Source organism: Salinicola sp. MIT1003 (genome assembly GCF_001858555.1).
GTDB classification, from domain to species: Bacteria; Pseudomonadota; Gammaproteobacteria; order Pseudomonadales; family Halomonadaceae; genus Salinicola; species Salinicola salarius.
In genome coordinates, this window is record NZ_MCAP01000001.1 from 65,742 (window position 1) to 87,342 (window position 21,601).

Annotated in this window: 21 protein-coding genes; 9 read left to right on the forward strand and 12 right to left on the reverse strand. The window is 63.5% G+C overall.

Annotated elements, in window-relative coordinates:
• Positions 1–22: 22 nt before the first annotated feature.
• The 5 genes from BC443_RS00275 to BC443_RS00295 all read right to left on the reverse strand — a co-directional run bounded on the left by BC443_RS00275 (position 23) and on the right by BC443_RS00295 (position 4,704).
• Positions 23–1,213, reverse strand: coding sequence for a M20 family metallopeptidase (locus tag BC443_RS00275; RefSeq protein WP_208625264.1), 1,191 nt, complete (start codon positions 1,211–1,213; stop codon positions 23–25).
• Positions 1,201–2,619: a M20 family metallopeptidase gene (locus BC443_RS00280; protein ID WP_071229831.1), complete on the reverse strand. Its 1,419-nt coding sequence runs from the start codon at positions 2,617–2,619 to the stop codon at positions 1,201–1,203. The genes BC443_RS00275 and BC443_RS00280 overlap by 13 nt, the downstream gene beginning before the upstream one ends.
• 197 nt (positions 2,620–2,816) lie before the next feature.
• Positions 2,817–3,083, reverse strand: coding sequence for an SEC-C metal-binding domain-containing protein (locus BC443_RS18050; protein WP_083387125.1), 267 nt, complete (start codon positions 3,081–3,083; stop codon positions 2,817–2,819).
• A gap of 89 nt (positions 3,084–3,172) precedes the next feature.
• A complete protein-coding gene (locus BC443_RS00290) occupies positions 3,173–3,463 on the reverse strand; it encodes a cupin domain-containing protein (RefSeq protein WP_071229833.1) in 291 nt (96 codons plus the stop codon).
• Positions 3,464–3,537: 74 nt separating this feature from the next.
• The gene (locus BC443_RS00295) at positions 3,538–4,704 is read right to left on the reverse strand and encodes a glycerophosphodiester phosphodiesterase (RefSeq protein ID WP_071229834.1); all 1,167 of its coding nucleotides are present in this window, start codon (positions 4,702–4,704) and stop codon (positions 3,538–3,540) included.
• Between the two features lie 424 nt (positions 4,705–5,128).
• Here BC443_RS00295 and BC443_RS00300 point away from each other — a divergent pair, with 424 nt between their 5' ends.
• Entirely contained in the window at positions 5,129–6,550 is a 1,422-nt protein-coding gene (locus BC443_RS00300; protein WP_071229835.1) for a DEAD/DEAH box helicase, read from the forward strand.
• A 95-nt stretch (positions 6,551–6,645) separates the two neighbouring features.
• On the opposite strand, the gene BC443_RS00305 is transcribed toward BC443_RS00300, so the two are convergent.
• From BC443_RS00305 to BC443_RS00315, 3 genes are read right to left on the reverse strand one after another with little or no spacing between them, the layout of a single operon-like run.
• Positions 6,646–7,281 (reverse strand): TPM domain-containing protein, encoded by a 636-nt coding sequence (locus BC443_RS00305; protein ID WP_071229836.1) that lies wholly within the window; start codon positions 7,279–7,281, stop codon positions 6,646–6,648.
• Positions 7,282–7,300: 19 nt separating this feature from the next.
• Positions 7,301–8,113 carry a TPM domain-containing protein gene (locus BC443_RS00310; protein WP_071229837.1) on the reverse strand — a complete coding sequence of 271 codons (813 nt, stop codon included), beginning with the start codon at positions 8,111–8,113 and terminating at the stop codon, positions 7,301–7,303.
• Entirely contained in the window at positions 8,113–8,736 is a 624-nt protein-coding gene (locus BC443_RS00315; protein WP_071229838.1) for a LemA family protein, read from the reverse strand. The genes BC443_RS00310 and BC443_RS00315 overlap by 1 nt, the downstream gene beginning before the upstream one ends.
• 290 nt (positions 8,737–9,026) lie before the next feature.
• Between BC443_RS00315 and BC443_RS00320 the strand changes: the two genes are divergently transcribed.
• Positions 9,027–9,848, forward strand: a complete 822-nt coding sequence (locus BC443_RS00320) for a transporter substrate-binding domain-containing protein (RefSeq protein WP_247643180.1) — start codon at positions 9,027–9,029, stop codon at positions 9,846–9,848.
• An 81-nt stretch (positions 9,849–9,929) separates the two neighbouring features.
• Here the strand turns inward: BC443_RS00320 and BC443_RS00325 are convergent, their stop codons facing one another.
• From BC443_RS00325 to dbpA, 3 genes are all read right to left on the reverse strand, one after another.
• Positions 9,930–10,937: an NAD(P)-dependent alcohol dehydrogenase gene (locus BC443_RS00325; RefSeq protein WP_071229839.1), complete on the reverse strand. Its 1,008-nt coding sequence runs from the start codon at positions 10,935–10,937 to the stop codon at positions 9,930–9,932.
• A gap of 165 nt (positions 10,938–11,102) precedes the next feature.
• Positions 11,103–11,963, reverse strand: coding sequence for a PA4780 family RIO1-like protein kinase (locus BC443_RS00330; RefSeq protein WP_071229840.1), 861 nt, complete (start codon positions 11,961–11,963; stop codon positions 11,103–11,105).
• A 32-nt stretch (positions 11,964–11,995) separates the two neighbouring features.
• On the reverse strand, positions 11,996–13,429 hold the full coding sequence (gene dbpA, locus BC443_RS00335) for an ATP-dependent RNA helicase DbpA (protein WP_071229841.1): 1,434 nt from the start codon (positions 13,427–13,429) through the stop codon (positions 11,996–11,998).
• Positions 13,430–13,658: 229 nt separating this feature from the next.
• On the opposite strand from dbpA, the gene BC443_RS00340 reads away from it, so the two are divergent.
• The gene (locus tag BC443_RS00340; protein ID WP_071229842.1) at positions 13,659–14,387 is read left to right on the forward strand and encodes a YebC/PmpR family DNA-binding transcriptional regulator; all 729 of its coding nucleotides are present in this window, start codon (positions 13,659–13,661) and stop codon (positions 14,385–14,387) included.
• A 102-nt stretch (positions 14,388–14,489) separates the two neighbouring features.
• Here BC443_RS00340 and BC443_RS00345 read toward each other — a convergent pair whose 3' ends face one another.
• Positions 14,490–15,077, reverse strand: coding sequence for a lipid-binding SYLF domain-containing protein (locus BC443_RS00345; protein ID WP_071229843.1), 588 nt, complete (start codon positions 15,075–15,077; stop codon positions 14,490–14,492).
• Positions 15,078–15,392: 315 nt separating this feature from the next.
• Here BC443_RS00345 and BC443_RS00350 point away from each other — a divergent pair, with 315 nt between their 5' ends.
• The 6 genes from BC443_RS00350 (at position 15,393) to BC443_RS00375 (ending at position 21,534) form a co-directional block, all read left to right on the forward strand.
• Positions 15,393–15,581, forward strand: a complete 189-nt coding sequence (locus BC443_RS00350; protein WP_071229844.1) for a DUF3008 family protein — start codon at positions 15,393–15,395, stop codon at positions 15,579–15,581.
• A gap of 120 nt (positions 15,582–15,701) precedes the next feature.
• Positions 15,702–16,373, forward strand: coding sequence for a phosphoribosyltransferase (locus tag BC443_RS00355; RefSeq protein ID WP_071229845.1), 672 nt, complete (start codon positions 15,702–15,704; stop codon positions 16,371–16,373).
• Between the two features lie 271 nt (positions 16,374–16,644).
• A complete protein-coding gene (locus BC443_RS00360; RefSeq protein WP_083387120.1) occupies positions 16,645–17,646 on the forward strand; it encodes an ABC transporter ATP-binding protein in 1,002 nt (333 codons plus the stop codon).
• Positions 17,643–18,404: an ABC transporter permease gene (locus tag BC443_RS00365; RefSeq protein ID WP_071229846.1), complete on the forward strand. Its 762-nt coding sequence runs from the start codon at positions 17,643–17,645 to the stop codon at positions 18,402–18,404. The genes BC443_RS00360 and BC443_RS00365 overlap by 4 nt, the downstream gene beginning before the upstream one ends.
• 110 nt (positions 18,405–18,514) lie before the next feature.
• Positions 18,515–19,549: a nucleoid-associated protein gene (locus BC443_RS00370; RefSeq protein ID WP_071229847.1), complete on the forward strand. Its 1,035-nt coding sequence runs from the start codon at positions 18,515–18,517 to the stop codon at positions 19,547–19,549.
• A 350-nt stretch (positions 19,550–19,899) separates the two neighbouring features.
• Entirely contained in the window at positions 19,900–21,534 is a 1,635-nt protein-coding gene (locus BC443_RS00375) for a methyl-accepting chemotaxis protein (protein ID WP_071229848.1), read from the forward strand.
• Positions 21,535–21,601 lie beyond the last annotated feature (67 nt).

Here is a 21,601-nt window from a genome sequence, read left to right on the forward strand (position 1 = left end):
CCGTAGGCTGTCCCGGCGCGTCTCAGCGTGACGCGTCGGCGGCGAGATCCAGAATCGTCGCGGCCACCGCCTGCGCCCGCGGCACGAAGGTATCCAGACGGCAATACTCGTCGTCGGTATGCATCTTGGCGCCGACCGGGCCAGTGCCGCACAGCGTGGGAATGCCCAGGCTCGCCGTGGTGCCGGCGTCCGAACAGCCGCCGGTGAACTCGCCCTCGACGCTGAATCCGAGCTTCTCGGCCTGCGCCCGGTAACGCGCGAACAGCGCCTCGCTCATGGCGGGCTCCATCGGCAGGAAGCCGGAGGTCTGACGAATCGTCGCCTGCGTTCCGGGGACTTCTTCCTCGGCGATGATCGCCTCGATCGCCGCCAGCAGCTCGACGCGCTGCTGGTTGGTGACGAAGCGCGTATCCAGCTGCGCCGTGGCCCGAGGCGCCACGGTGTTGCGCGAGACGCCGCCCTCGATCAGGCCGACATTGGTGGTCACGCCGCTGTCGTAGTCGGTCAGCGCATGCAGCTTGACGATCTTGCGCGCTAGCGCCTCGATGGCACTGGCACCGTCGGCGTGGCTGACGCCAGAGTGTGCAGCCACACCGGTCACTTCGATCTGGAAGGCGGCACCGCCCTTGCGCCCGGTCACCACGTTGCCGCTGATCCTGCCGGGTTCGGCATTGAGCACGGCTCGCGCCCCGCTGGCCGCTTCGCGAATGAACGCCGTGCCGTCGCGAGAGCCGATCTCCTCGTCCGCGGTGAACAGCGCCCGCACCGGGAACGGCAGCGGTGCCAGCCGCTTGAGCGCCCGCAGCACGAAGATGTTCAGCACCAGACCTGCCTTCATGTCGGCGACGCCGGGGCCATAGCCGATATCGCCCTCTCGAGTGAAACCGCGTTCGGCCACCGTGCCGGTGGGAAACACCGTATCCCGGTGCCCCATCATCAGCACATGGCCGGCGCTGGCGTCGCTGCCATCGCCTTCCAGCCGCGCCTCGAGAATATCGCCGGACTCCGGACGCGGCGTGCGCGTCACGGCAATCCCGTCGGCCTCCAGCCACTCGGCGATGACATCCGCCACCGCATCGGTGCCGGCCTTGTCGTAACTGTTGGAGTCGATATCGACAAGCGTCTTCAGGCCCTCGATCATCTCCGCCTGCTGGCTGGCGAGCCAGTCGCAGGCCGTGTTCATCATCGTTTCCGCGTCGGTCAGCGATGCCATTGCTCGCGCTCCTTCACTATGTCTCGGCCCTGTTCGGCCAGATCCCACCATAACCCGGCCATGATACCCAGGCCTTCCCGCACGATGCTCGCCAGCGCGTGCTCGTCGGGCGCGTGCTGGGAACAGGCGGGATAGGAGTGCGGCACCCACAGCGTCGGCAGGCCGAGCGTCTCGGCAAAGATATCATTGGGAAGCGAGCCGCCCAGGTTGGGCAGCAGCGTCGGTGTCTTGCCGCTGGATTCCCGCATCGATGCCAGCGCCCAGCTCACCCACGGGTCCGTCGGATCGAGCCGCGTCGCGTTCATCTGCGACATGCGCGCGCTGCTGACCTCGATATCCTCGAAGCCGTGGGCGTCGAGATGCTGGCGCAGATGATCGAGGAAGCGTTCACGGTCGCTGCCGACGACGAAGCGCAGTTGGCAGTGTGCGTAGGCCTCCCCGGGAATGGCGTTGACCGGCGCGTCCGGGTTGCCGGCCTTGATCGCCAGCAGCTCCAGGGTGTTCCAGGCGAACAGCCGTTCCGGCGGCAACAGGCCCGGCTCGCCCCAGTTCGGGTCGACCGTCGGGTCGCCAGGTGTTGCGCCGACCTCCAGGGAGGCAACGGCCTCCTTCACGGCAGTCGGTATGGCCGGCGGTCGCAGGCCGTCGATCAGGATCCTGCCGTGGGCGTCGACCAGCGTCGACCAGGCGTTGGCGAGCCGCGTCGCCGGATTGGAAAGCACCCCGCCCCAGTTGCCGGAGTGGTGAGCACCGTCGCGGGCACGCAGGCGCAGGTCGAAATTGAACGAGCCGCGGGAGCCGAGGAACAGCGTCGGCGAGTCCGCCGACAGGCGCGGGCCGTCGGAAGCGATGAACAGATCCGCCGCCAAGCGATCACGATGGGCTTCGCAGACCGCCTTCAAACCTGGCGAGCCGGTCTCCTCCCCCATTTCAAGGATCAACTTGACGTTGTAACCCAACGTGCCACCGCGCGCGGCGATGACGCTCGCAAGTGCGGCGAAATTGAGCGTGTGCTGGCCCTTGTTGTCGGCGGTGCCGCGGCCGTACCAGCGCTCGCCTTCGATCACGACCCGCCACGGCGAAAGCCCCTCGCGCCACTGGTTGTCGTAACCCCGCACCACATCACCGTGGCCGTAGGTCAGCAGCGTCAGCGCCGCCTCGGCTTCGATGCGCTCGGCCAGCAGGAGCGGCCCGAAGCCGTCGACCGGGTTGTCGACGATCTCCCAGGTGAACCCCAGCTTCTCGATATCGGGAATCACGAAATCGGTCAGATAGCGCCGCAGCTCGTCGTCGCGCCCGGCTTCCTGGCTTTCGCTGCGTACCGCGACGCGGGCCTCGAGCTGGCGCAGGAAGTCGCCGCTGTCGAAGGCTTGCCAGGCGTGTTGCAGCGCTTGTGAACGCGCCATGAATCTCTCCTATTTGGACAGCAATGCCCCTGCGACCCTGTTCGGATGTACCCCTGAACTCGAGTGTGTCGCCATGCGGCTGCGGTTTTCAGCCACGACGATTATCGGTCTCGTACTGTCGAACCACCTTTTGACTGAGCGCCAATTCACTTGGCGCTATCGAACGCCGATCTGCGCCACCAGTACGGCGAACAATATCAACCGGCGTGGCACTTCTTGAATTTCCTGCCGCTGCCGCAGGGGCAAGGGTCGTTGCGGCCCACGTCCTTGAAGGCGTTACGCACCGGGGCTTGCGGTTCGTGGTGGTGATGCTGGCAGTGCGGGCCATGAACGTGGCCGGGGGCGCCGTGGTCGTGGCTATGGTCGTGGCTATGGTCGTGGCTATGGTCGTGGCTATGGTCGTGGCTATGGTCGTGGCTGTGATCGTGCTGACAGTCCGGGCCGTGAACGTGTGATTGAGTCATCTGGCGATACCGTAACGAAGGGAGGATAACCGGGGCGCGATTATCCTCCACGGATCGCGGTGGCGCCATCGTCTTGCAGCCCGCGTGCGCTACTTGAGCTCGATCTCGACGAACACGAATTCGCTATCGTTGGCGTTGACCACGTTATGTTCGGCGCCCTTGTCCCGATAGTAGGAAACTCCTGCTTCCAGCACCGAAAACGTGTGGCCATCCAGCGTCTCGAGCTCGAGCTTGCCGGTGCTCTGGGGCACCACGACATAGTCGTGCTCATGCGCATGCCAGCCGGTTTCGGCACCCGGAGGGAAGCGCCACTCGGTGACTGTGACTCGGTCATTGTCGACCTGTACGGTAGGCTTGGCCTGTGGCCGCGAGGAGTTCATGATTCCAATCCTTCAATCGATAAATAGAGGTGTTCGGCGCCGACGCTACACCGGCACACGCTGCAAAAACTGGCTCAGTAGCCGTAACGCTTCAGAATGGCGTCCTGATCCTGAGACGGCTGGCCGTAGAATTCCAGCAGCTGCTCCGGCCGGTTGGTGAAGAAGCCGTCGACGCCGCGCTGCCGATAACGCTCGAAGTCTGCCGGCTCGTCGACCGTGTAGAGATGCACCAGCATGCCATCGTCATGGGCCATGCCGATCATCCATGGCTCGGCCAGGTCCATGTAGCTGAACTGGCTGCTGAACGCGCCGTCATGCTCGGATTGCACCGCCGAAGGTCCGACACCGATGGCACCATGATCCTTGGCGAAATCGAGCCAGGATCGATATGCCTCGGGTGACGCGACCTGCTGGCGCGCATAATAGTCGGCGGTGCTCTCGCCGTCGCCCTGCGGCCTGCCCGGTGCGGCCTCGATGCCGCCCTCGCCCAGCCACAGCAGCAGCACGCGCGGCACCTGCGGCATGGCCTCTTCCAGCGCCTGCAGGCTGGCCTTCGAGAAGGTCTGCATCACCACGCGGCCCGGCGTATCGCCAACCCTGACGGCGCCCTGTTCGGCGGCGGGTCGAGATTTCGCTGCCTTGCCGAGCCAGCCCCGCGCCTCAAGCTTGTCACGCAGGTCCTGTTCGATCCCCGGAAACTGCTCGGGCACCTTGGTTTCGATATAGAGCCCGGGGTGATTATTGCCCTCTTCGGCGATATCGATCACTTCATCCAGGGTCAGGATCTCGAGCCCCGAATAACTGTCACGGGCCCGATCCGGATAGGCGGCATTGAACCAGCTGCCAGCGTCGAGCCGCTTGAGTTCGTCCAGCGTGAAACTCGACACCGGCGCATCGGCCCGGTCAGGGAACACCTCGGCGACGTTGGTGTTGCGACCCAGCGAGTTGTCGTGAACGGCCACCAGCACGCCATCCTGGGTGCGCTGCAGATCCAGCTCCAGATAGTCGACGCCCAGATCCCGTGCCAGCAGGTAGGCCGGTCGGGTCGACTCCGGTGCCTGGTAGGAGGCGCCTCGGTGGGCGATCACCGCGTCACAGGGGATCGGAATCTTGGTGCACAGCGTCGAGCCTTGCGGTTCGCCGTTACTGGCCGGCGCTGAATCGGCGGCCTGGGCCACGCCGATCGGCAGCATCAGGCTGACACCACAGGCCAGTAGCCAGTGACGTGTCGCAGTGGTCATCGCTATCTCCTTCGTTCGTTATCGAGCCTTCCAACCGGATTCGACGCCGACGCTACCCGATCCACGCCAGCACGATCGTGGCACCAGCATAGCCAGCGCCGGGCGCAGTGACATCCCGCCATCGCCCCAGTCAGTCCTTACTTCGCCTGGAGCCCTTGTCATTGGTGCCGAGCCATTTCCCCTTCCGGGCCAGACGAGCCGCCGGATCAATTCTCGATAGTCGCGACTCCGGGATGGCGGCGGGGGCAGACATGCGTTAAGCTGCGTTCCCATTGCCGTTACCTGTCTGACCGTCGTCACGCGAAGCTGAAAGAGTTGACGACCCTCCTATTTGCCGCCTCCAGGCGCATCAGCCAGCACTGGCATTCCCCGGTAGAGCGTAGCCGCTTCGCTTCGCCATTTGCCGCGACCTAGAGAATACCGAATGAGTTTTGCCTCACTGGGCCTTAGTGCCCCGTTGCTGAAAGCCGTTGCCGAACAGGGCTACGACACCCCTTCCCCGATTCAGTCACAGGCGATTCCCGCCGTCCTCGAGGGAAGAGACGTCATGGCAGCCGCACAGACCGGCACCGGCAAGACGGCAGGTTTCACCCTGCCGATTCTTCACCGCCTGTCTCAAGGTGAGCGCCCCCAAGGCGGCTCACAGATCCCGGTACGCGCCCTGATCCTGACCCCGACCCGTGAACTCGCCGCTCAGGTGGGCGAAAGCGTGGCGACCTACGGCAAGCACCTGCCGCTCAAGAGCGCCGTGGTCTTCGGCGGGGTCAAGATCAACCCGCAGATCGCCACCCTGCGCCAGGGCGTCGACATCCTCGTCGCCACGCCGGGCCGCCTGCTCGATCTCCATCAGCAGAAAGTGGTTCGCTTCGATAAGCTCGAAGTCCTCGTGCTCGATGAAGCGGATCGCATGCTCGACATGGGCTTCATCCACGACATCCGCAAGATTCTGGCCGTGCTGCCCAAGCAGCGTCAGAATCTGCTGTTCTCGGCGACCTTCTCCAACGATATCCGCAATCTCGCCAAGGGCCTGGTCAACGATCCGGTCGAGCTGTCGGTCACGCCGCGCAACGCCGCGGCGGCGACAGTGAAGCAGTGGGTCCATCCGGTGGACAAGAGCCGCAAGCCGGCGCTGCTGTCGCACCTGATCCAGACGCATCAGTGGCAGCAGGTGCTGGTCTTCACCCGTACCAAGCATGGTGCCAACCGTCTGACCAAGTATCTGGAAGGCCAGGGTATCGAGGCGGCGGCGATTCACGGCAACAAGAGCCAGAATGCGCGTACCAAGGCGCTGGCCGACTTCAAGAGCGGCAGCGTCCGCGCCCTGATCGCGACCGATATTGCCGCCCGCGGACTGGACATCGACCAGCTGCCGCAGGTGGTCAACTTCGAGCTGCCCAACGTGGCGGAAGACTACGTCCACCGTATCGGCCGTACCGGCCGCGCCGGCGCCAGCGGTCAGGCTGTCTCGCTGGTGAGCCTGGACGAGAAGAAGGAGCTGGCCGGCATCGAGCGTCTGATCAGCCAGCGCCTGAACAGCGAAGCGGTGGAAGGGTTCGAACCGACACCCGGCGGCGGCCCCAAGGTCGACGACAACGAGGGCCGTCAGCCACGCGGTGGCCAGCGTCGCGGTAATGGTGGCGGCCGCGGCAACAACGCGGGCGGACGCGGCAACGGCGGTGGCCGTGGCTCATCCTCGGGCCAGCGCAGCGGCGCCAGTGGCAATCGCAGCGAAGGCAACCGGGGCGACAGCGGCAACCGCAATGGCGACGCGCCTGCACGTCGTCGGCGGCGTTCGCAGGGTGGCCAACGCCGCAGTGGCGGCGGCACGCCCAACGGCAACGTCTGACCCACAACGTCCGACTCGGCATCAACGACAACGCCACCGTCATCGACGGTGGCGTTGTCGTATCCGGATGCCGGCCCCGTGCCGGCGCGGGAAGCCTAGTCGAGCACGACCAGCCGATTGGGCAGCTCGTTACGCTCGTGGGTCGCCGGCACATGAGCCTTCAGCAGGTCGCCACAGCTCTCGATGCAGTCGAGAAAGCCTTGCAGCGTCTCGCCGGCTTTGACACGGGCAGTGAACGCTTCGACGATCGACTGCCAGCTGTCGTCGCTCAACTGGGCCGAGATCCCGCGATCGACGATGATCTCCACGTAGCGCTCGGCTTCCGAGACGAAGATCAGCATGCCGGTACCGGCGTCGGTATGGTGCAGGTTCTGCTCCAGGAACTGGCGCCTGGCCAGGTTGGAAGCGCGCCAGAAGCGCACATGGCGCGGAATCAGCCGAGTGAGTATCGACGGCAACCGAAACACCACCGCCAGCACGATGAAGACCAGCCACTGCACCAGCAGCAGATACCAGGCGCTGACGCCGTCCAGCCAACCCAGCCAGTTGGCGATGACGCTCAGCGCACCCGGCACGATGAGCGCCGTCAGCCCGGCCCACAGCAGCGGGATGTAGGTGTAATCATCGGCCTGGCGTGCCAGGACAGTAACGACTTCGGCATCGGTGTCGCGCTCGATCCGCGTGATCGCGTCGCCGACCTGCCGCTGTTCGCTTTCGTTCAATAAAGACATGCTGTCGTTATCCTGTCGTCTACCAGCCACCGGAGGCACCGCCGCCGCCGAAACCGCCGCCACCGCCACCGAAGCCCCCACCGCCGAAGCCGCCGGAATCTCCGAAACCGCCACCCATTCCACTACCCAACGCACCGCCGAGCAGGAAACCGCCCAAACCGCCACGGCGCCGGCGACGTTTGCCGCCACGACCACCACCGCCGCCGCCACTACGAACGATCAGCATGACGATCATGAACAGCGCAAAGAACCAGAAACCTGCGCCGCCGATATGGCGTGACGCTTGCCGATCGGGCTGTTGCTGCGGCGCCGCTTCCGCCATGGGATCGCCACCCAGCACCTTGACCATCGCTTCGGCCCCGCGGGTAATGCCGCCGGCGAAGTCGCCCTCGCGAAACGCCGGCGTGATGATCTGGTTGATGATCATCGAAGACTGGGCGTCGGTCAGCCGGCCCTCGAGGCCGTAGCCGACCTCGATGCGCACGGCGCGCTCGTCCACCGCCACGATCAGCAGCGCGCCGTTGTCCTCGCCCTCCTGGCCGATACCCCAGTGTCGCCCGAGCTGGTAGCCGTAATCCTCGATGGTTTCACCCTGCAGATCCGGCAGCGTGACTACCACCACTTGCTCGGAGGTCGCCTCTTCGTGGGCCGCCAGCATATCGGTCAGTTGCGACTGGGTAGCGGGGTCGAGCAGCTCGGCATTGTCGACGACCCGGCCGGTAAGCTCGGGGAAATCCGGCGCCGCCTGCGCGACCAGCGCAAAGGCCAGTAGCCATAGACCAAGCATCAGCGACGCAGCGCACTTGTACGATTGTCGAACCGGCAAGCGCATCAGAACTCCACCTTGGGCGCCTGATCGGCATTCTCCGTGGTGGCTTCGAAGTTCTCGCGAATCGGCATGTCGCTGTAGAGCACGCTATGCCAGATCTTGCCGGGGAAGGTGCGGATCTCGGTGTTGTACGCCTCGACCGCCTGAATGAAATCCCGTCGCGCCACGGCGATCCGGTTCTCGGTCCCTTCCAGTTGCGACTGCAGCGCCAGGAAGTTCTGGTTCGACTTCAGTTCCGGGTAGCGCTCGGAAACCGCCATCAGCCGGCTCAGCGCACCGGTCAACTGGCCCTGGGCCTGCTGGAACTGCTGCATTTTCTGAGGATCGTTCAGCGTATCGGCGTCGACCTGGATCGAGGTCGCCTTCGCTCGCGCCTCGGTCACGGCGGTCAGCGTTTCCCGTTCCTGGCTGGCGAAGCCTTTCACCGTCTCCACCAGGTTGGGCACCAGATCCGCACGGCGCTGGTACTGGTTCTCGACCTGGGACCAGGCCGACTTCACCTTCTCGTCCAGCGTCGGAATGTTGTTGATGCCGCAGCCGGAGAGCGACAGCATCAATACCAGCAGCAACAGCCACCGCCACGGCTGGCGGGCGGCGACGGACAAGGCGGTCACAGGTGTCTGCATGAAAGGTTCCCGGTCAGAAAATCAGAGGTAGGTCGTCCCGGCGACTCGAACGCGTCACGATCATGAACGCGGAAGGCGTCGCGACACCGATAACGCCAAGCTACAGGTTGGCCAGCGCCTTGGAAAGGTGAATTCCCTCGTGCCCGGTCAGCGTTGGCCGCACTGGTCATTCACTATCGGCTGCGTCACCATGTTGGCGACGGCGCCATGAACCCCAGGGCGCCGTTGTCGGTAGATCGCCAACAAGCAAAAAGGGCCCTCGAAAGCCCATCGACAAAGGATTTTTCCGCGTGACACAACGTTTCAACGCTCGCTTTGCCCGCCCCTTCGCGGTAATGGCCCTTGGCCTGGGTCTGGCTACCGGTGCGCATGCCGCGGCACCGCAGCACGTGCGCATTGCCGTCGACGTGCCCTACCCGCCATTCGAGTATCACAACGCCGCTGGCGAGCTGGAAGGCTTCGAGATCGATCTGGGCAATATCCTCTGCGAGCGTGCCAAGCTCGACTGCGAGTGGGTCGTTCAGGGCTGGGACGGCATCATCCCCGGGCTGCTCTCGCGCAAGTACGACGCCATCATGTCATCGATGCGCATCACGCCGGCGCGCGAACGCCAGGTGCTGTTCACCAGGCCATACGCCATGTCGCCGAAGGTCTGGGTGGCGCGGCGCGGCAGCGATATCTCTCTCGACGATCCGGCCTCGCTGAAGGGGCTATCGGTGGGCGTGCAGCGAGGCACCACGCAGGATAGCTACATCACCCAGCAGTACGCCGATACGCTGGATATCCAGCGCTACGCCACGGCGGCGGATGTCGCGCTGGATCTGGAGTCGCAGCGGCTCGATCTGGCTTTCCTCAACTATCCGGTCGCGCTGGACTCGCTGGAGATCGGCAACCCCGACAGCCAGTTCGTTCAGGTCGGCCCGCGGATCGACCGCCCGGAATCGATCTTCGGCAAAGGCAACGCGATTGCGGTTCGCCCCCGCGACAAGGAACTGGCCGAAGTCTTCAATCAGGCGCTGGACAGTGTCTACGCCGACGGCACGTTCGAAGACCTAATGCACCAGTACTTCGATTACGATCTGCGCCCCGCCTCTCGCAAGTCGGATACCTGATACCGAGACGATAAAAAGCGCCGCCGGGATAGCCCAGCGGCGCTGTCGTTCTGGCGCTTCGTATCTCTTCCTGCCAAGCGCTTAAAACTCCAGACAGATCTTGCCGAAGTGCTTGCCGGATTCCTGATGACGGAAGGCGTCGGCAATCCGGTCCAGCGAGAACGAGCAGTCGATGACCGGCTTGAGGCCGGTGACCTCGAGCGCGCGGATCATCTCGATCTGGTGGCGGTGGCTGCCGACGATCAGGCCCTGCAGCCGCGCCTGCTTCGCCATCAGCTTGGAGGTGGGAATATCCCCGCCGCGACCGGTCAGCACGCCGATCAGCGAGATATGCCCGGCAATGGCCACGGCATCGATGGACTGCGGCAACGTGCCCGGGCCGCCGACTTCGATGACGTGATCGGCACCGCGCCCGTCAGTCAATTGCTGGACCTTCTTGCCCCACTCCGGCTCTTCGCGGTAGTTGATCGTATAATCGGCGCCCAGCGCCTTCAGGCGGGCGATCTTGTCTTCGGAAGACGAGGTGGAGATGACGGTCGCGCCCATCGCCTTGGCAAGCTGCAGCGCAAAGATCGAGACGCCGCCGGTCCCCAGCGTTAGCACGGTGTCCCCCGCCTTGAGCCCGCCGTCGACGACCAGCGCACGCCAGGCCGTCAGCCCCGCCGTGGTCAGCGTGGCGGCTTCGGCATGGGAGTAGCCTTCGGGGGCGTGAGTGAACCACTGGGCGGGCCGCACCACTTGCTCGCGGGCGTAGCCGTCGACGCCGTCGCCCGGCACCGTCTTGAAGTCGGCCACCCGCGCCGGCCCTTCGAGCCAGTGCGGGAAAAAGGTGGAGACGACACGATCGCCGACCGCGAACTCCGTGACACCCTTGCCCACGGCCTCGACGACACCCGCGCCATCGGCCATGGGGATTCGCCCTTCTTCGGTCGGAGATTTGCCGCTGACGACGATATAGTCATGAAAGTTGAGCGAGCTGGCGTGGAGACGGACCCGGATCTCCCCCGGCCCCGGCTCGCCGGGGCCTTCGACCTCGTGAAGCTTGAGTTGATCCAGGCCACCGGGGGATTTGAGATTGACGACTTGCATGAAACACTCCTTGAACGAAACGACCTCGATGGATCGCTTTGATGGTAACGAGAGTGTAGACGCTCTCCTCCTGCGGCGATCAAGCTCTGTCGGCGATCAAGCTCTTTCGGCGATGCCGCTGCCCGTTGCCGGCACGCCATTGCAGATTGCGGAGCACGGGGCGCGTCACCAGTTCTCTTCGTCGTCGTCCCGTTCCCGCGCCTGTCGCTCCGCCGCTTCCTCGCGCGCGTCGTCGATCACCTGCATGACGTCGCTGACGTCGACGAGCGTGGTATCCGCCGTGAAGCGTCCCGTCAGGCGGACTTCGGGATGGAGCTCGCCGGCCTCGTAGAGCGCCCAGATCTCCTTGCCGTAGTCGGTCTTCAACAGTGCCGGGGCGAAGCGGCCGAAATAGCCGCGCAGGTTGTCGACATCGCGTACCAGCATCCACGGCGCGTTGTTGTTGCCGGCCGCATCCACCGCCTGGGGCAGATCGATGATTACCGGCCCGTCGGCGCCGACCAGGATATTGAACTCCGACAGGTCGCCGTGAATCAGGCCGGCGCTGAGCATCCGGACGACTTCGCCGATGAGACGCTGGTGATAGTCGAGCGCCAGCTCCGGCGTCAATTCGACGTCGTCGAGGCGCGGCGCCACGTCGCCCTCGGCATCGACGATCATCTCCATCAGCAGCACACCGTCGACGAAGCCATGCGGGGTCGGCACCCGCACACCCGCCTCGGCGAGGCGATAGAGCGCGTCGACTTCCGCGTTCAGCCACGCCGACTCCTGCTCGCGCTGGCCATAGCGCGTCTTCTTCGACATCGCCCGCGCCCGGCGGCTGTTACGTACCTTGCGCCCTTCCTGGTAGGCCACCGCCTGCTTGAAGCTGCGCTGTCTGGCCTCCTTGAACACCTTGGCGCAGCGCAGCTCCTCCCCGCAGCGAACGACGAAAACCTGGGCCTCCTTGCCACTCATCAGTTGACTGACGACCTCGTCCACCAGGCCATCCTCGACCAACGGCTGCAATCGCTTGGGTACTTTCATGCTTTCGCTATCCTCACAGGTTCCTGCTGGCCTCAGCGTCCAATTCGGCGCACCCGGCAGCTGCGCCCTTTCAATTTACCCGCACTCAACGTCGCCAGCGCCTGCTTGACGATTTCGCGCTCGACCGCGACATAGGCGCTGCGATCGAGCACCTTGATCTTGCCGACCTGATCGCCATCGATGGCATCGTCGCCGTTGGTCAAGGCCCCCAGCACGTCCCCCGGGCGGATCTTCTGCTTCTTGCCGGCGTCGATCTGCAGTGTCGCCATGCGTGGCTGAAAGGGCGGCTGCGCGGCGCCGGCACGACCGGGCAGCGGCTCCACGGGCAGGCTCTCGCCCAGAAATTCTTCGAGGCGTTCGAGCCGATAGGCTTCCTTCTCGGTCAGCAGCGTGCAGGCAACGCCGCGTGCGCCGGCGCGACCGGTCCGCCCGATACGGTGCACGTGAACTTCGAGTTCGCGGGCGATCTGGTAGTTGAAGACCGCATCCAGCGCATCGATGTCCAGTCCGCGCGCGGCCACGTCGGTGGCGACGAGAACCGACAGGCTCTTGTTGGCGAAACGGATCAGGGTCTGGTCGCGGTCACGCTGCTCGAGGTCGCCGTGCAAGGCTTCCGCGCTGAATCCCATGGCGACCAGCTCGTCCGCCACCGCCTGCGTCTCGCGCTTCGTATTGCAGAACACCACGCTGGATTCCGGCCGGTAGTGCAGCAGTAGCTGGCGCAGCGCCGCGAGACGGGCCGGCTCGTCGGCGACCTGGTGGAAGTGCTGGCGAATGCTCTGCTCGTCATGGGTGGAGGCCACTTCCACCGCCACCGGTTCGCGCAGCATGCGCTCGGCGATCGGGCGGACGCTGTCCCCGTAGGTAGCGCTGAACAGCAGCGTCTGGCGTGCCGTCGGCGTGGCCGCGACGATGGTCTCCAGCGCGGCCTGGAATCCCATGTCGAGCATGCGGTCCGCCTCGTCCAGTACCAGCACCGCGAGCGACGAGAGATCCAGCGAGCCCTTGCGCAGATGCTCCTCGATGCGCCCCGGCGTGCCGACGACGACATGCGCCCCGTGCGACAGCGAGTTCAACTGCGGACCCAGCGGCGCGCCACCGCACAGCGCGAGAATCTTGACGTTGGCCAGCATGCGCGCCAGCCGGCGCAGCTCTTCGGCGACCTGATCCGCCAGCTCGCGGGTGGGACAAAGCACCAGCGCCTGAACCTGGAAGCGCGACACATCGAGGGCCGACAGCAGACCCAGGCCGAAGGCGGCGGTCTTGCCGGAGCCGGTCTTGCCCTGGCCGATCACGTCCCGGCCGCGCAGGATCGGCGGCAGACTGGCGGCCTGGATCGGCGTCATCGCCAGATAGCCCAGCGATTCCAGATTATCCAGAAGCGCCGGCACCAGCGGCAGCGAAGAGAACGCCTCGGAGTGACCAGCCTCGGCGTGGTTGGTCTTGGCATGGTTGATCTCGGACATGGCAAACGCTCCTGGTCGAGAAGAAGGGATCGATACAATCAACCGGCGGACGTCTCGGGTCTCACCATGTCATGTTCGGGCGCGGCAGAATACCAGAGCGCGCGGTGATTGACGCCGTCTCGTCCCCCGGGGCAGGCGATCCGGGCAAGAAAGGCCAAATAAACCTGCAACATCAGCGCAATGTTGCGTAAAATCTCGCCCGTCGTTGACAACCTGATAGGTAGTGACAATGGGTAGGGCCTTCCAGAACCGCAAGGAATCCATGGCCAAAACGGCCGATGCCAAGACCAAGGTCTACAGCAAGTATGGCCGCGAAATCTATGTCTGCGCCAAGTCCGGTGGTACCGACCCTTCCGGCAACCTGACGCTTCGCGGGCTGATCGAAAAGGCGAAGAAGGATCAGGTGCCCTCGCACGTGATTGAAAAGGCCCTCGACAAGGCCAAGGGCAGCGGGGGCGAAGATTTCTCGCCGGCGCGCTACGAAGGCTTCGGTCCCGGCAACTGCATGGTCATCGTCGAGTGCCTGACCGACAACCCGAACCGGACCTTCGGCGACGTTCGTGGCTGCTTCACCAAGACCAAGAGCAAGATCGGCACGCAAGGCACGGTCAGCCACATGTTCGACCACTGCGCGATCTTCGCTTTCGCCGGCGAAGACGAGGAAGCGGTGCTCGAAGCGCTGATGGAAGCCGATGTCGACGTTACCGACATCGAGAACGAGGAGGGCCGCATCACGGTCTTCGCTCCGCACACCGAGTACGCCAAGGCGAAGCAGGCGTTGATCGATACTTTCGGCGAGATCGAGTTCGAAGCCGACGATATCCAGTTTCTGCCGCAGACCCACACGCCGCTGGAAGGCGACGATGTGGCGATGTTCGAGAAGTTCATCGACCTGCTGAATGATCTCGACGACGTGCAGAACGTCTATCACAACGCCGAATTGCCCCAGAACGCCTGACGCGATTGCTTCGAGATCTGCTCGGTCATCAACGAGAAACCCACCTCGCGGTGGGTTTCTTGCGTTCGGGCCGGTGAATCCGGCGTCAAGGGGCGAACCGCTTCAAGGGCTGGCCTTGGAAATCTTGGCGCCGTTCAACGACACCCCGCCCTGAATACCCTGGTTGTTCATCACGAACGCGACGGCTTCCTGATTGGCGGTGTCGTTGGTGATCTGGCCGTTGGCGCCGATGTCCGCGACCGCGACGCCGGCACTGGCGCCGATGGACCAGCCGTTGTCGCTACGTACCCGATTGAGCGCTTTTTCCGTCATCAGCATGTAGATGACCGCCTGCGACTGCGCGCCGGCCTGAAAGCCGATCGAACCGCTGGTCGTGGTGTAGTAGCCCGCCTTGGCGCCGTCGACCAACAGCGATCCGTCACCGTGGCTGGCGCCAACGATGAAGCTGGCGCCCAGCACGCCCGGAAAGACCAGCACGCCTTCCGCACGGTCGGCCAACGCCCGGGAAGCCGGCACCGATCGATAGAGCCGATCAAGCGTCTGCTGTACGTCCTGATCCAGTTGCTCCCGCTGCGACATTCGACTTTCGCGATCGGCGGAAGTCGTCGTGGTGCAGGCGCCAAGCCCGCCGGCCAGCAACACACCGGCCATGATGCTCAAGGCAATTCGACGCCAGAGGATATGCGACATGCGTGGTTCTCCTGAATGAGTCATTTCGTTGACGTTGCCGTTTCGTCGTGTGTCTTGTGAAACCGTTCGTCTTGTGAAGCCGCTCGTCTTGTGAATATCGTTTGCTCTATTAGGTATAGCCCAGCCTGGCGATTTCTGCGGCTTCCTGGCGTTGCGCTCGAGCGGGAAGGCCCAGACGCCAATTAATGGCGATTAAGGAACGCCACCATTCGTGGCCCACAGACTTGGGCAAGGGTTATCCGACGCTCTACGCTAGCGAATAGGCGGTTCAACGCCAACGCATAGCCAAAGGTGCCGATACGAAGGAGACAGCTCATGCCAGCCAAGTCCGAATCCCAGCAAATGGCCGCTGGTGCCGCACTCGCTGCCAAACGTGGCGAGAAGAAGGCCAGCGAACTCAAGGGTGCATCGAAGTCGATGTACGATTCGATGGATGAAAAGGAACTCGAGAAGATGGCATCGGCCTCTCGCAAGGACAAACCCAAGCACAATCACAAATCCTGAATCTCGAACATTGCGGATAGCGAGCTTCGCGGTTCGCTTACCGAGGTGCCGCGCGGCCCGTGGTCGCACCTAGCTATGGTCGCACCAAGCCAAGGCCCTCATGGATTCAGGAGACGGCCGATGCGTCATTCTTTCACCGTCATCCCACGCTTCGCCGATCGCCGCGATGCCGGGCGTCAATTGGCCGAGCAGTTGATCGATGCGCCAAGAGCGGATCTCGTACTGGCGCTACCGCGCGGCGGTGTTCCCGTCGCCTTCGAAATTGCCCGAGCGCTGGACCTGCCGCTGGACCTGATCATGGTGCGCAAGATCGGGGCACCGGGCCGCCCGGAGTTCGGTATCGGTGCGGTCGTGGATGGCGATCCTCCCCAGCTGTATCTCAATGCCGAACTGGTCGAGATGGCCGGCGCATCGGATTCCTATCTCGCGGACGAGAAAGCGCGTCAGTTGAAGACGATCGAAAGCCGCCGGACCCGCTACCTGGGCGACCGCCCCGCCGTCGATGTCGCCGGACGCACAGTGATCGTCGTCGACGATGGCATCGCCACGGGAGGCACCGCCCGGGCCGCGCTGGAGGCGATGCACAAGCAGGGCGCCAGGCATGTCACGTTGGCGGTGCCGGTTGCCTCGAGAGAGGCGCTGGAACAGCTTCGCGACTGGGCCGATGAGATCGTCTGCCTCTCGGCACCGATCGATTTCAGCGCCGTTGGCAGCCATTACGAGGACTTCGACCAGACCACCGACGAAGAGGTGATCGAGCTGCTGGCACAGGCCAAGGCCCCCGAGCCGTGACCTCCGGACAGACTACAGGCGCCTGAAGCTCGACCGGACACAGCATGAACCACGACGTTTCCCGATCTCGTCCCGCCGTGACCTGTTCCCCCGTTTCTTTCCGCCAGTTCGTTCAGTCCTGCCAGTTCATTCAGCCCACTCATCACATGCGACGCACCCATGCCGCCGTTCGATCCGGCGCGTTTTCTCTCCGTGGCCGATGATGACTCCAGACGAGCCCGCTTTTCGCCTACAATAACGGCCCCTAACGCCGTCACGAAGCAGGGTTTGCATGAGTCACGAGACGCCCATAGCCCCGGAACCCACGCCACGCACCGAGACGCCTGCCGCGCGCCCTTCCCCGGTGATCGCCATCAGCGGCCTTTCCAAGCGTTACGATTCCGGCTTCTCGGCGCTGAAGCAGATCGACCTGGAGATCCAGCGCGGCGAGATCTTCGCCCTGCTCGGCCCCAATGGCGCCGGCAAGACGACCCTGATCAGCATCATCTGCGGGCTGGTCAACGCTACCGGCGGTAGCGTGACGGTCGACGGTCACGACAGTGTCACCGACTATCGTGCCGCGCGGGCCAAGATCGGCCTGGTGCCGCAGGAGCTGACCAGCGATGCCTTCGAGACCGTATGGAACACGGTGCGCTTCAGTCGCGGGCTGTTCGGCAAGGCCCCCAACGACACTCATATCGAGCGCGTGCTCAAGGCGCTGTCGCTATGGGACAAGCGCAAGAACAAGCTGATTACGCTCTCCGGCGGCATGAAGCGCCGCGTGCTGATTGCCAAGGCGTTGGCCCACGAGCCGGAAATCCTGTTCCTCGACGAGCCCACCGCCGGTGTCGATGTCGAGCTCCGGCGTGACATGTGGGAGGTGGTCAGGGAGCTTCGCAATAGCGGCGTGACCATCATCCTGACCACGCACTACATCGAGGAAGCCGAAGAGATGGCCGACCGCATCGGCGTCATCAATGGCGGCGAGATCGTGCTGGTACGGGAAAAGGCGACCCTGATGCGGCAACTCGGCAGCAAGCAATTGACGCTGCACCTGCAGACGCCGCTGGCCAGCGTGCCGCCGGCGCTGGCCCACTACCCGCTGACCTTGGCGGAGAACGGCAACGTACTGGTCTACACCTACGACGCCAGTGAGGCCGGTGACAGCGACCATGTCAGCATCAGTGCGCTGATCAACGAGATCGAAGCCGCCGGGATTCGCTTCAAGGATCTGCATACCAAGCAAAGTTCGCTGGAAGATATCTTCGTCAACCTGGTCAGAGAGCGCCAATGAACCTGCAAGCCGTCCGCTCCATCTATTTCTTCGAAATGGCCCGCGCCGGGCGCACGCTGCTGCAGAGCCTGATCTCGCCGGTCATTTCGACATCGCTCTACTTCGTCGTTTTCGGCGCCGCCATCGGTTCGCGCATTCAGGAGGTCGAAGGGGTCAGCTACGGCGCCTTCATCGTGCCCGGCCTGATCATGCTGATGCTGCTCACGCAGAGCGTGTCGAACGCGTCGTTCGGGATCTTCTTTCCCAAGTTCACCGGCACCATCTATGAAGTGCTGTCGGCGCCGATCTCGTACTTCGAGATCGTGCTCGGCTATGTCGGCGCCGCCGCGTCGAAGTCCGCGATTCTCGGGCTGGTGATTCTCGGCACGGCGAACTTCTTCGTCGATCTGCATATACAGCACCCCTTCATGATGCTGCTGTTTCTCCTGCTGACCGCGATCACCTTCAGCCTGCTCGGCTTCATCATCGGCATCTGGGCGGACAGCTTCGAGAAGCTGCAGCTGGTGCCGCTGCTGATCATCACGCCGTTGACGTTTCTCGGCGGCAGTTTCTACGCCATCGACATGCTGCCGCCGTTCTGGCAGGCGGTAACCCTGGCCAACCCGGTGGTCTACCTGGTCAGCGGCTTTCGCTGGAGCTTCTACGGCATCAGCGATGTCAGCGTGGTCGCCAGCCTGGTCATGATCGGCGTCTTTCTGGCGGTCAGCCTGGCCGTGATCAGCTGGATCTTCCGCACCGGCTACCGCCTCCGCCCCTAGTCCGTGGTCCCGCACCCCATAGCCGATAGCCCGAAACACACAGCAATAAGCCATCGTTTACCCTGGCGGGCTGCCCAGCGGCCCGCCCCCACCGCTTCACGAGTCACGTCATGCCGATACTGCAAGCCTGCGCCCATCGCATCGATAAACAGAGCGACGAACAACCCGCCACGCTGACCTGCGGCGAGGCGATGACCGACACGGCAATCGCGGACTCGCTGTTCGCGAACTTCAATTCGAGCTTTCACGGCAAGCCCAAGGCGTGGGGGCACTTCAGCGAAGCCGGCGTGGAGGGAGACAGCGAAGACAGCGAAGCGGCGCCTGCGTCATCGTCACGCTTCGCCTTCGAGCTCGAGCGCTATCGCAGCGGGGAAATCAACTTTACCGACTTTACCCGCCAGACCACCGAAAGCCTGATGCCGTTGCTCGATGCGCATCTTTCGATCGGCAGCCACTGGTGGTTCGTGCACTCCCGTCAGGGCGAGGCGGAAACTCTGACGCTGGCCATGCTCCATCAGCGTGACGGCTACGGGTTCGATGACGATCTCAACCTCGTCGCCGTCCAGCAGCTCAATCTCGGCCAATTGATGCTGGCAGCCAGGATCGACCTGACCCAGTGGCAGCGCGGGCAGTCGCGCCAGTACATTACCTACGCGCAGGACCGGGGCAACAAGAAGCTGGTCGAAGCGTTCCGGGAGTGGCTGGGCTGCCAGGAAGGCGTCAATGCCGGCGCCGAGACCCGCACCCTGCTCAAGGCGTTCAGCGATTATGTCGAAAGCGAGGACCTGCCCGAAGAGGCCAGCCGGGAGAAGACCGAAGCGCTGATCGACTACGCCAACGGCCAGGCCAAGCGCGGCGAGCCGATCACGCTGGACGAACTGTCGGAACTGGTCGACGAGCAGCGACCCAAGGCGTTCTATGACTATATCCGCAATCAGGACTACGGCCTCGCCGCCGAGATTCCGCCGGACAAGCGTACCCTGCAGCAGTTCAAGCGCTTTGCCGGCCGCGCCAGCGGCGTCTCGATCAGCTTCGATTCGCACCTGCTCGGCAACAGCATCGAATACGATGACGAGCGCGACCGCCTGATCATCAAGCAGGTCCCCGGGCAGTTGAAGGATCAGATCAAGCAGCGCAAGGGCTGACGCCAGGGCATACCTCTCGTTCCTGCCGCGTTGCCGATCTCCGCTCGGCCGACGCCGCCATCGTCGATATCGCAGAGGAGGGTATCAACCCTCCTCCCGGGCGGGTTTTGGCGGGGCGCCAATCCCTCCGCTCTCGTCAGGATTCAGAAGCGAGCCATCGCAACCTCCCCTTCCGACCCTCATGCAATGACAATTTTTTTTGCAGCCGGCAAAAAAAGGCCTGAATATCAATCACCTAAACCTATCTCGCGCCGCGCCGATAACTATATTGGCACGCCAATCTATCCGTAAGAGAAGACACGCGTCCAACAGAAAAAAGTAATTAAAAAAATTCGGGCGAGGTGAACTGAATGTCAAAACTTGGGAAAAGCGTCAAAGCCAGGCTGGTGATAGCCCTAGGACTCATGATTGCGTTGCTGATCGGCATCGGGGGCCAAGGTGTACTCAATAATCAGCATACGCAGCAGTCCATACAGACCATCGTCGAGAAGAATCTGCAGGCGATGATCTATCTCGCGACAGTGAGATCCACCTTTGGCGACAATCGCGCGATCTATGCAGAGGTCGGTACCAAGACGTTGACCGCCGAACAGCGGCAGAACGTGAAGGCGAACCGCCAACGCATCGACGAGGCCTGGCAGAACTACTATCCAGCACTGGTCACCAGCGACGCGGAACGGGAAGCAGCCAAGAGCTACCTCCGTGCCGCACAGTCTCTGCGCGAACTACTGGATAGTGAACAGGCCACGAAAGCCGCAATCAATCAGCGCTATGAAGAAGTCTACGATGCCGTGACGTCTCTGTATCGAATGGCGCGCCAGGTAACGCTGGATAACTATGATCGGAGCGTCACCAATTACGAAACCAATCTGAATATCGTCATCGCCGTCATCGCCATCGGTCTGCTGGTGGCCATCCTCATTGGCTGGTGGCTGAGCCGCGGTATTCTCCGCCCTCTAAAAGAGGCCACGGATTTTTCCGAATCGTTGGCCAAGGGCGATCTCGGCGTGCGTCTCAGCGTCAAATATCACGATGAATTCGGCCGCTTGCTGGATGCCATGGCCGAGATGCGAAATAGACTTTCCAGCGTCATCAGCGAAGTCGCCCGGAACGCGCGAAGCGTGGAATCGATCTCCGCGGAGTTGGCGGCCGGCAATGAAAATCTCAGTCAGCGCACCCAGGAGCAGGCCGCCAGTCTGCAGGAAACCGCTGCCGCCCTGGAGCAGATTACCCATACCGTCACCCAGAATGCCGACAACGCGGCGCAGGCCGACAACCTCGCCAGCGATGTGAGCACCCAAGCCAAGAAAGGGGGCGAAGTGGTCAGTGAAGCGATCAGCGCCATGCAGGAGATCGATAGCTCCAGCCAGAAGATCGCCAACATCATCGGCATGATCGACGAGATCGCCTTCCAGACCAATCTTCTGGCGCTCAACGCTTCCGTCGAGGCGGCCCGCGCTGGCGAGCAAGGGCGAGGGTTTGCGGTCGTGGCCCAGGAAGTGCGCCAGTTGGCGAGTCGCAGCGCCGATGCCGCCGGCGAGATCAAGCAGTTGGTATCGGAGAGCGCACAGCGCGTCGCACGCGGATCGGAACTGGTCAATCGCTCCGGCGAGACGCTGGCCAATATCGTCAATAACGTGGCAAAGGTGACGGATCTGGTCTCGGAAATCGCCGTGGCCAGCCGTGAGCAGTCGACGGGTATTCAGCAGATCAACCTGGCGGTCGGCGAGATGGATAGCGTCACCCAGCAGAACGCGTCGCTGGTCGAGGAATCCACCAACGTGACCGAAGGCTTGCAGACCCAGGCCGAGCAGTTGGCCCGCGAGATCGCTTTCTTCCACGGCTACCCGGAGATTGCCGCCACGGCGAATCATCGTCCGCCTCTCGCATCCGCCGCTTCTCCGACACTGGCTCGTTCCGCTCGTCCTGTCAAAAGGACGTCGACGGAGCCAAAGGAAGAGATAGAAGAGTGGACCAGTTTCTGACGGGTCCATGACATGACGAGGCCCCGTTCACCAAGGGTGAACGGGGCCTCTTTACATACCTGGACCC

What these genes read in the sequence shown, in the direction of transcription:
- BC443_RS00275 (WP_208625264.1), bottom strand. Translation starts at nt 1,213, where the DNA reads ATGGCATCGCTGACCGACGCGGAAACGATGATGAACACGGCCTGCGAC.
- BC443_RS00280 (WP_071229831.1), bottom strand. Translation starts at nt 2,619, where the DNA reads ATGGCGCGTTCACAAGCGCTGCAACACGCCTGGCAAGCCTTCGACAGC.
- BC443_RS00350 (WP_071229844.1), top strand. Translation starts at nt 15,393, where the DNA reads ATGCCAGCCAAGTCCGAATCCCAGCAAATGGCCGCTGGTGCCGCACTC.
- BC443_RS18050 (WP_083387125.1), bottom strand. Translation starts at nt 3,083, where the DNA reads ATGACTCAATCACACGTTCACGGCCCGGACTGTCAGCACGATCACAGC.
- BC443_RS00290 (WP_071229833.1), bottom strand. Translation starts at nt 3,463, where the DNA reads ATGAACTCCTCGCGGCCACAGGCCAAGCCTACCGTACAGGTCGACAAT.
- BC443_RS00310 (WP_071229837.1), bottom strand. Translation starts at nt 8,113, where the DNA reads ATGCGCTTGCCGGTTCGACAATCGTACAAGTGCGCTGCGTCGCTGATG.
- BC443_RS00315 (WP_071229838.1), bottom strand. Translation starts at nt 8,736, where the DNA reads ATGCAGACACCTGTGACCGCCTTGTCCGTCGCCGCCCGCCAGCCGTGG.
- BC443_RS00300 (WP_071229835.1), top strand. Translation starts at nt 5,129, where the DNA reads ATGAGTTTTGCCTCACTGGGCCTTAGTGCCCCGTTGCTGAAAGCCGTT.
- BC443_RS00365 (WP_071229846.1), top strand. Translation starts at nt 17,643, where the DNA reads ATGAACCTGCAAGCCGTCCGCTCCATCTATTTCTTCGAAATGGCCCGC.
- BC443_RS00345 (WP_071229843.1), bottom strand. Translation starts at nt 15,077, where the DNA reads ATGTCGCATATCCTCTGGCGTCGAATTGCCTTGAGCATCATGGCCGGT.
- dbpA (WP_071229841.1), bottom strand. Translation starts at nt 13,429, where the DNA reads ATGTCCGAGATCAACCATGCCAAGACCAACCACGCCGAGGCTGGTCAC.
- BC443_RS00305 (WP_071229836.1), bottom strand. Translation starts at nt 7,281, where the DNA reads ATGTCTTTATTGAACGAAAGCGAACAGCGGCAGGTCGGCGACGCGATC.
- BC443_RS00360 (WP_083387120.1), top strand. Translation starts at nt 16,645, where the DNA reads ATGAGTCACGAGACGCCCATAGCCCCGGAACCCACGCCACGCACCGAG.
- BC443_RS00355 (WP_071229845.1), top strand. Translation starts at nt 15,702, where the DNA reads ATGCGTCATTCTTTCACCGTCATCCCACGCTTCGCCGATCGCCGCGAT.
- BC443_RS00330 (WP_071229840.1), bottom strand. Translation starts at nt 11,963, where the DNA reads ATGAAAGTACCCAAGCGATTGCAGCCGTTGGTCGAGGATGGCCTGGTG.
- BC443_RS00375 (WP_071229848.1), top strand. Translation starts at nt 19,900, where the DNA reads ATGTCAAAACTTGGGAAAAGCGTCAAAGCCAGGCTGGTGATAGCCCTA.
- BC443_RS00340 (WP_071229842.1), top strand. Translation starts at nt 13,659, where the DNA reads ATGGGTAGGGCCTTCCAGAACCGCAAGGAATCCATGGCCAAAACGGCC.
- BC443_RS00370 (WP_071229847.1), top strand. Translation starts at nt 18,515, where the DNA reads ATGCCGATACTGCAAGCCTGCGCCCATCGCATCGATAAACAGAGCGAC.
- BC443_RS00325 (WP_071229839.1), bottom strand. Translation starts at nt 10,937, where the DNA reads ATGCAAGTCGTCAATCTCAAATCCCCCGGTGGCCTGGATCAACTCAAG.
- BC443_RS00295 (WP_071229834.1), bottom strand. Translation starts at nt 4,704, where the DNA reads ATGACCACTGCGACACGTCACTGGCTACTGGCCTGTGGTGTCAGCCTG.